The sequence below is a fragment of the Mycoplasma seminis genome, assembly GCF_030718845.1.
GTDB classification, from domain to species: Bacteria; Bacillota_I; Bacilli_A; order Mycoplasmatales; family Metamycoplasmataceae; genus Mycoplasmopsis; species Mycoplasmopsis seminis.
Genome location: NZ_CP132191.1, coordinates 426,358 through 440,944 on the forward strand (window position 1 = coordinate 426,358; position 14,587 = coordinate 440,944).

4 protein-coding genes are annotated in these 14,587 nt (G+C 27.0%); 1 reads left to right on the forward strand and 3 read right to left on the reverse strand.

The window, feature by feature from the left end; translation table 4 throughout:
• Window positions 1–47: 47 nt before the first annotated feature.
• The 3 genes from Q8852_RS01915 to Q8852_RS01925 form a co-directional block, all read right to left on the reverse strand.
• Window positions 48–11,039 carry an SGNH/GDSL hydrolase family protein gene (locus Q8852_RS01915; protein ID WP_305938304.1) on the reverse strand — a complete coding sequence of 3,664 codons (10,992 nt, stop codon included), beginning with the start codon at window positions 11,037–11,039 and terminating at the stop codon, window positions 48–50.
• Between the two features lie 182 nt (window positions 11,040–11,221).
• Window positions 11,222–12,478, reverse strand: a complete 1,257-nt coding sequence (locus tag Q8852_RS01920) for a hypothetical protein (RefSeq protein ID WP_305938305.1) — start codon at window positions 12,476–12,478, stop codon at window positions 11,222–11,224.
• Window positions 12,478–12,891: a S1 domain-containing protein gene (locus tag Q8852_RS01925; protein ID WP_305938306.1), complete on the reverse strand. Its 414-nt coding sequence runs from the start codon at window positions 12,889–12,891 to the stop codon at window positions 12,478–12,480. The genes Q8852_RS01920 and Q8852_RS01925 overlap by 1 nt, the downstream gene beginning before the upstream one ends.
• Window positions 12,892–13,215: 324 nt before the next feature.
• Between Q8852_RS01925 and Q8852_RS01930 the strand changes: the two genes are divergently transcribed.
• Window positions 13,216–14,562, forward strand: coding sequence for an MAG3090 family protein (locus Q8852_RS01930; protein WP_305938307.1), 1,347 nt, complete (start codon window positions 13,216–13,218; stop codon window positions 14,560–14,562).
• Window positions 14,563–14,587 lie beyond the last annotated feature (25 nt).

The following is a 14,587-nucleotide window of genomic DNA, read 5'->3' on the forward strand; positions in this document are numbered from 1 at the left end:
TTTTATTATGCAGCAAAAATACCGCACCTAGCGGTACGGTATCGTTATTATTTCTCTTTGAATTTGTAATCATGTGGATTAAGATATCCTCTTTCAATAGCATTGAATAATGCATCTCTCATAGTAACGTCTCCATCAGAATACTTATCTTTTTGCTTTAAATCATTTGCATAATAAATATACATGTAAAGTTGGTCAGATTTATAATTACTCATGTATGTTCAATAATGACGTCTTCCTGTGATTCATTCATAATTATATCATCCACCATTATCTGTGGCTCCAACAGCTTTCTTTTGAGCTTCATTAAATTGATTAAAGATAGGACCAAATACTTTAGTAGCCTTATCATAAGCTTGTTGAGTACCATCTAAGTAATAATTTTCAAATGAAATTGTTGTAGCATTTCAGAATGAAGAATCTAATTTTCCTTTTTCTTTAACAAATAACATTAAAACAGAAGTTAATCTAAAGATAGCTTTATAAGAGTCTGATTTAAGATATTCTTTACCTGTAACATCAACTTTTCCATTTTGAATATCAATAATTTGTTTTACAAATAATGGGTAGTAAAGTTCTTGAATCATTGCTTTGAATTTTGAAACAACATTTAAGATGCTTACATCAAATCTAAATCCATATTTAAGATTAATATTTCCATTGTTATTTGTACTGCTTTCACTTGCAGAATCAGTAGGTTTCGAAATATATCCTAAAGCATTTTTGATAATAGCATAAATACCAGTGTTATCTTTAAGTGAACTTGCATCAAACACTCTATTAATAAGTTCTGTAAAGTTTTCTGGCCCGATATTTTCAAGTAACTTAGCAATAAAGACATTTTTATTAAGAATTTTGTTTAATGAAATATCTTTTCCATCATCAGTAGTAATAATGCTCATTACACCACGGACAATTGAGTTAATTAAGTCTTGAATTCTGTTTTGTGAAGTTTCGAAATCAGTTTGTTGAATTGTTTTGTAAGCTGCATCAATTGCTTCATTTAATTCGTCTGAATTTACTACTGTTTTAAAGAACCCAATAAGCACATTATTTAATAATTTAACATCAGCTTCTGTATCCATTTTAATTCCAAATGTAGAAGCAAGAATGTTGCTGAATATTTCAGCTATACCTTTTGAAATAATATCATCTCTGTTATTTAAGACAGCAATAACTCAGTTTTTGATATTAGCTTTAATTTTAGCTTCATCAGGTGATTTAAAGATTTCGCTTAACACTGATGAATATGAATTATGATTATCATCCGTATATACATCAGAACGATTTAGGATGTCTTTCATCACTGTAATAAGTAATTTAGCTAAAGAGGGTTGAGAAGTAGCTTCGATAATCATCTTATTAATATTGGTTGCAATTAAAGTTTGCTTATCTTCTGGTATTTTTTCAAGTTGTTCTTTTGCGACCATTAAATTAAGGATGATTGAACCAACGTTAAATGTTTCAACAACATCTTTAATTTTTCCACCTTGACCATCTTTACTTTGGCTAAGTAACTTGTCAATGATTTCTTCAGTAACTGTAATAATGTCGTCTTTATTATCTTGAATAAGACTTGAACGAAGGAATTTCTTAGCTGTAGCAAATTCTGTAAAGTTAAGCGCTTTAAAGATTGTAGGTACAACTTTATTAGTAAATTCACTAAATGTTTGACAAGATTTAATAGTATCAATAATGTTTTGAAGAATACTATTTAATGTTCCGGTTTCTTCAAGTAAGTTACCTAAGTTAGTTACGAATAAGTTAATTAAGTTATCTAGTTTTCCACGGTTTAGTGGGTCTGAAGCAAAATCTACTCCGATAAAGTTTAATAATCTTTCAACAATAAAATTAGTTATGTTTCTTGCATAAGCATTATCGTTGAAAATTCTCTTAAGGAATGAAGTAAGAGTTTGTTTTATATCATCTGCATTATCTTGCACATTGATATATCTCTTAACTCCATCAAAGACATCTTTAAGCCCTTTAATTTGATCTGGATTTTCTAAGTATCATTTAAATACTTTTTCAACTACTTCTGGTACTTCAGGACTGTTTAGTGCTTGGTCAATGAAGTAAACGAAGTTAAGTTCTAAATTATTAAGATCATTTTGCGAAATCTTAAGTGCGTTAGTAATTTTTATAAATGTAGGATCTTGTGTAGGGATAAATCCTCAAACAAGTTTACCAATTGAAACGTTTGAAGTTGCAAATTTAGTTGCATTTTTGAAGAATGTATAAACATCTGGAGCTAAGTTATGTTCGTTTACATAAGCGGCATTTGTTTGCATTACGTTAAGCACTTTAGCTTGGAAGTCATCTTGGTTATATAACTTAATAGCTAATTCTCCTAATTTAGAAGTAATATCACTAACACTAAAATCTAGACCTTTGTTAGCTAAAATATCCATAGCATCTGAAATTAAGTTAGGAATAATTTCTAAGGCATTATCAAAGTCGTTAAAGTTTTTAATTAATGCAACAATAAGTTCTTCTGGATTTGAAATACCATCAAAAATCTTAGCAATTGGGAATTTTTCAATTGTAGGTTCTTGAGGTTTTTGCAATTTAGCAGAATCATTTGAATAGGCTACAGCTGGAGTGTTTTCTTTAAGAATAGAATCAGTATCAAGTCCGATAATAACTTTATGAATAATTTTAGCAACGACTCTAACAAAAGTTTCCTTCATGTTGATTTCTTGCATTCAACTTCTTAATGAAGTTATAAAGCTTTGCTTGAATTCTTCATCTGAAATAATGGCTTTAATTAAATCGGTAAAGGCTTTAGTATCTTCTTTTGTATGTGCTTTAGAATCAACATAATTTTCAGGGAGTTTAATAGCTTCGTATTTAGCTCAGTTATCTTTTTGTAAGATATGTTCGATTAAAGTAAGGAGTGTTGCTTTAGCTTGTGGAAGTCCAAGCATTTCTTTGACTAAAACAATAGCTTCACCAGCAGGTGTATTAGTTTCTGCATTTGCTAAATTGTAAGTAATGTTAAAACTATCAAGTGTTTTATCAATTCCTGTAACTTTAATAATTTGGTAAATTACTTCATCTTTTTGTGAAACTGCATCATATACTTTAACGAAAAGGTTTTCTAAAACATCTTTATTGTTTGGAATTGAATGTGCTTTTTCAAATGCAGCTTGATAGAATTTGTATTTCTTAAGGTTGAATATTTCAAGAAGTTGTTGTGAAACATGTTTAAGCACCATTAAAGCATTTTCTTTAAATGATGAACCCTTAGTAAATGATTTAGTTAAATCAATTACACCATTGAGTAAGACATCAAAAGTTGGCTCAAATGTTTTAGTTGCTTTTAATCAGTTTCCAAAATCAGAAATTAATTCATGTGTAATTTGATTTCTATCAACATCACTTATATCTATGTGTAAGTCATTTGCAAATGCATTTGTAATATCAAGAACTACATTTGTAAGTGCTTGTGATTGTGTGAGTCTTTGAATAATTGATTGTAAGTTAACTTTAAAACTATTTTTCAAGAAATCATTATTTTGGAAAATAGTAAAGAATTTAGTTCAACTGTAGTTTAAATCTTCACCTTCACCAAAGAAGTTAAATTGTTTTAATTGATCTACATACACATTTATTAAAGCGTTAAAGTCTTCGTGTTGAGCTACTTTAGTTTCACCATTTTGTTCAGTAACTTGTCCAATAATTTCATTAATTAAGTCAGCTAAATGTGGTTTTGAAACATATTTAAACACAACATTATCTTGCATTGAATTAATAAGTTTAGTAATTAAGTTTTGTAAGATTCCTTTATCTTTTAATGCAAATAATACATCTTTAATAATTTCTACATAAGATGTGTAGTTTTCTTTAATAAATGGTAAGTTTAAGATTCCGTTTACAAAAGTAATTGGATCTTGTTTGATTTTTTCATTTAAGATTTCAGAAATATGAGCAGGAATTAATTGAAGTTGTTTTAATAAATCATCTTGATTTTCAGTATTTAAAGCTGTCTTTAAGTCCTTAAAGATACTTTCAATACTTTCATTTACAATTCCGACTTTATCAAAAATTGCTTTAAGGTTTTGAGTTAATGTCCCAATTGCTTTGATTTTTTCAGCAGAATAATTATCTACATTAATTCCGAGCGCTTTAAATAAATTAATAATAGCTGAATTGATAATGTTAATTGATTCTTCTTTAGTAAGCACGTTATCAATTAATTGAATTAAGTTATCTTTAAATGAATCAATTTGAAGTAAGTTGATAAATGTCTTAATAACATCTGAATAACTTGTTACATTTGCAAATTGTTCAATGTTTTCAAGAACATTTGCAATAGATTTATTAACAATTTCACGGAAGTTAGGATCTGTGATAACAAAGATTGCTAGTTTTGATACATCTGTGAGCAAGTTGTTTTGGACTAAAGCATCCTTAGCTTTAGCAGGAAGAATATTAATAATTCCTTCAACTAATTCAATAGCTTTTCTTGGACCTTTATTACCATATTTAACAGCTCATTCTGGGTATTGTGATAGATCTTCAACTCTACCTAAATCACCAAAAATGTTTTTAACAATTTGTAAAATTTGAGGTTTATTTACAGTAAATAAATCTGAATTAATAATGCTTGCAAGTGTTTTAACAATTTTAGCTTCAAATTCATGGTTAGCATCATTATTGATTTTATCTTTAAATAATGCAGTAATAGCACCAAAGACATTTAGTTTACTAAAGTCAACACCATTTGTTGAAATGTAGCTAATAACTGTTTCAAATAATAAGTCTGAAATACCAAAATTATTGTCAATTACATCATAAAGTTTAACAATGTTTTCAATCAAACTATTTAATTCTTCTTCGTTGATATCTTTGAAAATAAATGCTATTTTTGGATTCTTAACTGTTTTAATTATAGAAGCTTTAATTACATCAATAAGGCTTGATTGTTTAATTGCTTTTGAAATTAAGGCAACAACATTTGGTTTAATAGTTTGAGTTAATTCAGTGTTTTTAGCAAGTTTTTTAGCTAATTCATTGAAATCATTTGCATTATTTAAACTTAAATCTTTATTTTCATTGTTTACATATTTAATAAATGTTTTAATTACATCAGCTGCAATATGTTTGAATTCATCTGAGCTAAAAATGCTGTTAAAGATATTATCTAAGTCTTCTTTTGATTTTAATCCTAATTCATTTGCTAATGTTTCGTTCGAAATAAGAGCAACTAATTTTGAAATATTGTTTCTATAGAATACATCAGTATCGGGATTTGAAAGAACTTTATCTAAAATAACTTGTAATTTATCTGAGTAATTTCAAATTTTTGATTGAAGTAATGCTTTGTATGTATCAAAGTTTTTGAAACCAATTAAGTTAGGCATTTCTTTAACAAAATTACTTAACTCAGTATTGAAATCATCAGCATCATTAAATGAAGTTGCAAATGCATTTACAAGTTTTCCAAGTAAGCTAAAGTCTTTACTTATAAATTGATTAATACTATCAGCTAAAGCTACATAGAATTCGTGTGGGAGTTTATCTGCTTGAGCTTGATAATTAGAATTGATTAATCAAGGGTTAATTACGTTTTCTAATATATCTGCTAAAGCAGGAGAAGCTAAAATATCTCTTAAAATAGGAGTTACATTATTTAATCCACCTGCTTGCGCAATGTTTTTAAGTGCATTAAAGGCAAATCATGAAGGATTTGAAACTATTAATGTCGGATTATCTAATTTGAATAATTCATCAATTAATGAGTTTAGTACCTCTACAGTAGCATTATTTTGTAATAATGTGTGAATTAGACTTTTTGCATTAGGGATTTGGATATATGATGTAACAATACTTGCTGAAGGTGAATCTAAGAAGCTAAAAATAATTTGTTCAATTTGAGGCTTAGTAAGATTTGTTTGGATTAAATGTTTTAAAACAAAGTTAATGTAAGTTTTATTGTTAGCAAAAATTGGAGATTGAATTATTTGTTTAATAAATTCAACTGGTTGTGAGCTTAATGCTTGAGTTAAAACGTTTAAGTACTGATTTGGAAGTTGTTTTAATTCATTAATTGGATCACTTGAATCTTTTGCTAAGTTTAAGAATTTAATAGTTTCATCAAAAATAGGTGTGTAGATATTAAGTTGTTTGCTTAAAGGAATAAAGTTATCCACTAAATCTGAAACTAAATTATAAGTAGGACCTTCTTGATAAATATCGCTTGCATATGTTTTTATTAAGTTAGTTAGAACTACTTTAATATTGTTGCTTACTTCATTATTAGCAATTATAGAATCTAAAATGCCTTGGATTTGGTCCTTAACAGCTTCGAAGTCAATTTGTTTTAAGAATGTTACTAATAAATCACTTGCAGTATTGATATCTTTAAATGATGAAAGTGATTTAAATGCATTATCAATTTGAGCATTAAATAATTGTTTAAAGTTTTCATTACCTAAAATAAATTGCAAGGTTTCAGTAATAGCTTTTTGACTGGTAAATTGGTTAATTTGATTCTTTAATGATTCAGGTAAAATGCTGAATAAGTAGTCAATATATGTTTTATCTTTTTGTAATCTATTGTAGTAATTATTAATGATTTCTTTTAAGTAATCTGCATGTTTAGCAATTAATTTTTCACCAAATAAGTGAAGTAATTTAATTATTGTGGTTTCTAATTTATCACCAGCAAAGTTTTTCTTAAATTGATCAGCAATCTTAGTTGCTACATCACTAAGTTTAGTTACGTTTCCATCTTTAGCAAATTCAAGTACTCCATCAAATGCTGTATCAAATAGATTTAAATCATTTTGATATTTAATTACTAAATCATAAGTATCGCTTAATAATGAACTTAATTTAGCTTGTTGTTTTTCAGCTGCTACAAATACTCAATTTACATCTGGTGAATTTGTTAAATAATTATTTAAGTATGCTAAAGCAATTTTCTTAACTACAGCAAATTCATTTACATCAGAAACCTTGTTAATAGCTGTATCTAAAATTGGTTTAATTTCATTTAAGAAGTTGCTGTCTTTTAATAATACTAAGATGAGGTCTTCATAGTTTTGAGCTTGTTTAAAACTATTTTGATTCGCTATGATAAATTTAGTAATTGATTTAGCTAATTTATTGAATGAATCTGATTTTAAAACTCTGATAATTAATGAAGAGACTTCTGAATTAGAAATTCCATGTTGTAATAAGACATCTGGAATAGTGATTTTAGCAATAGCTTTTTTAAATTTATTATTTTCTTCACTACTGAAAAGTTTTTGGAATTGATCTAATAATGAATTGATTAATTTTTCAAGTTTAGGTAATTCATTTTTTTGTAGTGGGATAGTTAAAATACTTTTTACTAAAGCAAAATCATTAATTTTTAAAGCTTCAAAAATTGTACTTGGTAATTGAACTTTAATTTTATCTAAAGTTAAATCATCATTTGCTTCAAAGTAATCCATTGCAGCATTTATTGCTGTAAGTATTGCTTGATTATCCCCTAAAGATACAAGCATATTGTTGATTAATTTTCCTAGCACAGAGTCAAATTCATCTGAAATAATAATGTTTTGGCTTGCTGCAAAGTATTTAATAAGTTTAGTTAAAGTTTTTTCAACTTTTAAATTAGGAACAACACTTGTGATTATTGGTTTAACATCATTTAAAAGAATTGTTTTAAAATCTTTATTTTGGATTAATTCAGCAATTATGTCTTTAGTATTACTTGCATTAAGTAAAATGTCTGAATTATCAATTAAGAAATTAATTGAATGTGATAATAAATCATTTACTTTTTTATTAGCAAATATATGGTTAACTAAAGCTGTAACTTCTTCTTTATCGAGGTATTTATCTAATGAAGTTGATGAATGAATTGCATCATTAATAAGTTTATTAAGCTTTTGGTTTAATTTATTTTCTTTGTTAGCTTCACGGTAGATAAATTGAACTATTTTCTTAATTGTTTCTTTATTATTTGCAAATGATTGTAATTGGGTTAATTGCTTAATTAAATCAAGCGGATTAGCAAATAATTCTTCTTTAATTGCTTGCAGTAATTTATTAGAAAGTTGATATAAAACTATATTTGGTTCTTGTGCAGAAATAACTTGATTTAATTGGTTAAATAATTCATTAACTAGTGGTTTTAAAATATTGGTTTTTTGAATGAATTGTGGTAATTCTTTAGCTAAATCTGAAGCAAATGAACTGATTTCATTATCTTGTAAGTTAGCTTGAGGTTTAATATTTTCAAGTGTTTTTCTAAGTAATGTATTTAATGTTGAAAGAATTTGTTCTTGTTGAATTAAATCATTTCCTAAAGCAAGAGTTTTAGTTTTAAATTCTTCTAAATTAAGCGGTTTTAATACTTTTTGAAGTAATTGTCCAAAGTCTTTTGCATCTTTTAAGTTATCAAAATTATCAATAATAGAATCCACTAAAGTAAATAAGATATTATGAGAATTTTCATTACTAATTAAGACATTTACAAGCGCCTCAAAAGCATCATTAGGTAAGTACTCTTGTACTGCTTTTGGTAATGTTTTAGCAACTAATTTTCCAATTTTTAAATTAGGAACTTGATTAATAAAGTTCTTAATTAATTGTTTTACAAAAGGAGCGTTATTATTGATAACTTTAGTTTCAACTAAAATATCAATTAAAGTAAATGGTGAAATTTTAGTTTGTTGATCTTTAGCATCCATTAATTCATTAAAGGCTTTTTGTAAAGCAATTTGTAATGAAGCATCTACTTTAGTTAAATCAGTAGTTTTGACATCTTCGATAAAGTATTTAATAAAGTTTGAAATAAATTTATTTGTTGCATCACCTTTAAAGTTAGTGATGTTGTTTAATAAGTCTAAAACTAATTTATCACTTCCTTCTTTAGTTAAATTGTATTCAAGGTGATATTGATTAATTAAATTTCAAATAATGTTTGCTAAAGAATCTTTTAAAGCTTGATTATTTAAAATATCTCAAACAAAATCTGATAAAGTATCCCCAATTGTTTTAGCAACATCAGGATTGCTTAAGAATGCATTTATTAATTCAGGATATGAAGAAACTGTTGTGAATTTATCTGAATTATCAACAAATGAAGTAGCTAATGATGAAACAATTTTGTTTAATTTATCTGATTTTAAAATGTTGTCAAATAATTCTTTAACTTGTTTTGAATCAAGGTTTAATTTATCTAAATGTGGTTTTAAAGCATTTAAGATAGCATTTGAAACAACTTCGGGGTTTTTGCTTAATAAGTTGTTTAGCACTTCGCTAAGTGCTGCTTTTAATTCATCTTTTTTATTGTTGATGAATTTAGATTTAGCAATAGCATTAATTAATTTAAATAAGTTTTCATCAGTAACAACTTTGCTTAATAAAATTTTAGGAATATCTGTAATTACTAAAGTATCATTTTTACCACGAGTTGTTAATTCTGTTTGGAAATCTCCAATGATTTTTTGCAAGATTTTTTCATCAATAATTGATTCAATAATTGAATTAAATCCATTTTCACCATTATGTTCAGCATCTAAAATTAATTCGCTTAATTTTCCATTAGGATCAAGTTGTTTATAAAACTCTGTGGCTGTAATTCCTACAATAGCCTCTGTTGTAATATTTCTAAGTGTTTGAGACATTCTAAGAATTCTTTCACCGTAGTTTTGAGGTGAACGAGTTTTATTAAGTTCTTGATTAAATTTATCAACATTTTTTAAATATGTTTCAGTGTTAGCTCCAATAATTTGATCTGGAGTTCCTGTTGGTTGAATTTCATATCTAAGAGTTATTGAATCTTTATCAAGGAAGTTTTGGGTGAAATTGTATTTTTGTAATTCGTTAGTTAAAAGGAAATTATCAGAAGTTAATTTTAGATACATATCCATTGCAAGTTTTTTGTATCCGGTAGTATTTGGATGAATATCAAAATACACATCTGAAAGTTCAGCTGAGTGATTTGTTCAATATTCAGGATTATATGCATAAATAACATTTACTCTGTTTTTAGCACCATATTTTTTATGCATTTCAGATGCTAATTTACCAAATGGTGAATTTATTTGGTCTAGAATCAATGCAGCGGGATCAAGGTTGATCTTGTTTCCTAAGAATGTTTTAACATAATCATTAATAGCTTTCTTTAATCCAGACATAGGCATTGGGTATGCTACAAAGTTAATGTTTGCCTTAGGCGCTAATTTAATTAATTCTTCTGCTAAAACAGTTAAACGATTTGTAATCTCTGGAATAATAGGCGCAATTGAACCGAAAAGAAATGCTGATATTTTTGAAAAATCTGGATTAGGTTTTTTAAGTTCTTTAAGAATTTCAACTGGATTTGCTTTAGCTAATTCTTTTGTAATTAAGTAGAAGAAATCATTTGCTCCTACTGTAATGGTAACTAAATTAGCATCTTTTAATTTTTCAATTGTTTGTTTTGAAATTTCTTTTGCATATCCAGGGATAACTGTTTGATTAGGGGTTCTACCAGCAAAAGTTTGATCAATTTTATCTCAAGTAGGTGAATCTCCAAAAGTGTTGTTGTATTTGATACCTAAGATTTTAATTCAGTCAATTGCTCTAGCACCAGAAGCGGCAAAGTTGTTAAAGTCTGCTACTCTACCATTTTGGTTTAAGAGTTGTGCTAAAAACGCAGGGTATGAAGCTCCTGTAATTTTTCCATCTTTAAATTCTCCAGGATAATCACGTTTTAATCCACCATCAAATCCGGCACTAATTGAATCTCCTAGTGCAACATATTTGATTTTTTCATCTTTAGAAATGAAAACAGGTGAAATTAATCTATCTTTAGTTTTATCAACTGGTTTTGAAATAATTCCATCACCTGGTTGAGGTGTAGGATTAACATTAGGGTCTTTTGAAATAACTGGACCTGAAACACCATCTGTAGGGTTTTCTTGTTTAATCGGATCATCTCCAACAATTGGTTTTGATGAACCAGGTGCTTTACATGAAACTACAAAAGCACTTGCTCCGATAAAAGCAAGAATGCTTGCTGAGGCTAATAACTTGTTCTTTTTGATTTTCATAATTCACTCCTTTAAGGATTTAATATTTATTTATAAATATTACCACTTTTTTATTATTTTTTTCATCCTGCCTCAAGGGGCTAAAATTAAACTAAAATTACTTAAAAATAGGGTTAAAAGTTTTTAAGTGACCAAAAAAGCACCACATTATGTAGTGCTTTTGGTCTAAAAATTACCTATTTTTAGTTAAATGGATTGATATCATTCATCACACAATAAAAGATTTTACTTCAGTAAATTAATGAAATTAATTCACCTAAAGCTTCTTCTGAATTATTTTCGATTTTTAATTCTATAGAATTAACATCATCATTAAAACTGTTTAAATAGTTTAAAAATACATCATAAGATTTATCTTTAAATTGATTCATTGTGTATGATTTTAACTGATCAATTAAGTCATCATTTTCAATGTTTGAAGAAAGTTGATAATCAAAAAATCTTTGATTTAAGGTTCAAAAGGTAATAAATTTATTATTTGGTCCTGAAAGGATATTTTCGGCTCATGAACTGATTTCATTTGGGAATAATGCAGAAGTATTTGAAATTTTATTTGCCTTTGAGATAAAGCTAAAAGTATATGAAGCATATGCTGTAAGGTTATTCAAAAATAAATCATAAGCAATATTTAAATTAACAAATCCGCTAGCATTATTAGGTTTGAGATTTTCATTTAAATATAATGCATATTTTAAAGCCACATTGAAATAAATATCTGACTTTAAAATTTGCTTATTTGCTTCTGTGTATCCAGCAATTACTTTTTCAATATTAATTCCTTGAGTTGCAAGTAAAATTAAGCCAATTTCACTTAATAAAGCATATTGTGGGTGGATATCATTTGAAACGAAAAATGTATTTTCTCTTGGAATTGAGATGTTATTTACTTTTCCGAAAATCATTTTTCTTCCAATAAAATAAATTGATTTTTTAATTAAGAATTCGCTTGAGTGATAATTGAATTTAGAAATAAAATTGCTAATAGCTTTTTGCTGATTATCACTATATCCTAGGGAATCTAGGAATAATAATGAGATATTTTCTTGTTCATTTTCTCTTAAGTAATAATTGATTTTATTAGACACAATATCTTGTGGTAATTGTTCATTGATAAAAACTAATTCGATTTTTTTATCCTTGTGAAAATCGCTTTTTCCAAAAATAAATTCTAAGCAAGCTTTTATAGCTAATTCATTATACTTGCTAGTTCAAATAATTAAAGTATTAGTTTTTCTTTTATATAGTTTATTGCAAAATTCAATAATTCTTTCTATTCCATTAATTCCAAAATTTAAAGCAATATCATCAAAACCTAAAAATGATGAACCATCAAAGTTTAAAGCTTTAATTTTAGAAATTGTTTCATTAGCTATTTGGTTTTCTTTTTCTAAACTTTCAGCATCCTGATAGTAATTTGGTTTAATTGAAATTAAAGCCATTAGTCTTCCTTATTATTAGGAGTTTGCTCTATTGTTGTTTCACTTTCAGGAAATACATATGAATTAGTGAATTGTTGTAGATTTGCAAATCCATTTTTAGTCTCTTTTAATTCATTTTTGTGATATCTAGTAAAAACAAAATATTGTTCACTCTTTAAGAAATTAGGGTGGTTACGTTTAAATGAACCAATATATTGATTTGTTTTTTCATCATAACCTATAACGATGAAATTAATTATTTCTTTGAGTTTTAAAATATCATGAATTTGTAATTTATAAAAGTCTGTTATTTCATTTTTGTGAATAATAAAAATATTCTTATATTTATCTTCAAGTAGTACAAATTTAGTTCCGGCACGAATTACTTTAGCGGAAGCTACTTGACCATTTTTATATGTTAGTTTTGTTTCCATAATTAAATTATATACAGTTTTATTTTTATATGGTTTAATTATTACAGCTGAAAAAAATCCCCAAAATTGAAGATTATTACCATTAAAATTTAATTTGAAATTGCTTATTTTAAGGAATAAAAGTACAAAAAGTCGCATTTTTAAAATAATTTTTTGAGAATTTCGTGCGTTTTTATACTTTTAAGCCTATTTTATAGACATATTTGAAAAATGATAATTTTTACAAAATAAGTGATAAATGGTTATAATTTTTATATATAAAAATATGAATATCACTATGGTTAAAACCTAAAATGATATATCGATATAGATGAAAGAGGAAAAATGAAACGTTTACAATGTTTATATAGACCAAATAAAGACAAAAACTATCCATGGGCTTTAAAACACCCAAAAGTAGATAGTCCGTTAGCATTATTCAAAACACGTAAAGATGCTATGACATGATTCTTAGCTTTAGATTATGATGCTGCTACATGATTCCAAACAGATAAGAAAATCTGAGGTGGACTTGTTATTGCTGAACATGAAGACAGACATGGAAAACCAGTTATGTTCTACGAATTCAACGTTGATAAATTTGATGGTGGATTAGAATATGACAAAATTGCTGAAGAATTAGCTATTGAACCTAAAACAGGTCTTAGAGACGAAAAAGCTGCTAAAAAACACTTAAAAGAAGTTACAGACTTCAAACAATTAAAAGATCCAGAAACATACTTCCCAGTTGATGACGATTTCAAAATTGAACGTAAAAAATCAGCTAAAGATCTTGAAATTGAAAAATTAAACCAAAAATTAGCAGAACTTTCAGCATTATTAAGCTCAAAACACTCAACAGATTATGAAAAAGAATTAGCAGAGTTATACAAAAAACTTCAAGACTCAAATTCAGATAAAGAAGAATTATTAAAAGAAATCGAAGAATTAAAAGCAAAATCAGAACAATTAGAAAAAGAAGTAACAAAAGAAGTTATTATTGAAGAAAAAGTTGTTGAACCAGTTGTTGTAGTTGAAGATAAAATTGTTGAATATGCTTACGTAAGAGACTTACCACTTGATGAACAAATCAAAGTGCTTGCAATTTATGCAAGAAAAATGCACATTACAGCAATGAAACTTGAAAACACAGAAACATCTGTAGAAGACTTAAAAGCTATCGAAGAAAACTTATACAATGTTTTAAATGTTGCTAAAGAAGTTGAAAAAGACTTAAAAGATGAAGAATTAAAAGAATTACTTGCAGCAATCATGAATTCATTAACAAGATCAGTTCAAGAATTCAATGAAAAACTTGTAGGTAAAGAAGATATTGCTAATACAGCTGAAAATTGTGTATACTCAGCATGTAGAGTTGATGGAAACATCACATTAGCACAAAAAACATCTTATGTTTTATTCAATGATAAACATGTTGGATTTGTACCAAAAGACCAATACCACTATGCTATTTTCCTTGGTCAAGATGCTCAAAGACAACACTTCATGGTATTCCAAACACCAGCTGAAATTAGAGAAGTAATCAAAGAAGTTGCAGCTGAACAACCTACAGAAGTAAAAAGAGTTGAAAGCGGTGTTAACTGATTCGCAATCTTCTTACTTGCATTAGCATATGGAATCCTTGTAACATTAGTAATTTTAATGGGAATTGGAATCATTCCAGTTGCTTAAGATTAAGGCACTTTAAAGTGCTTTT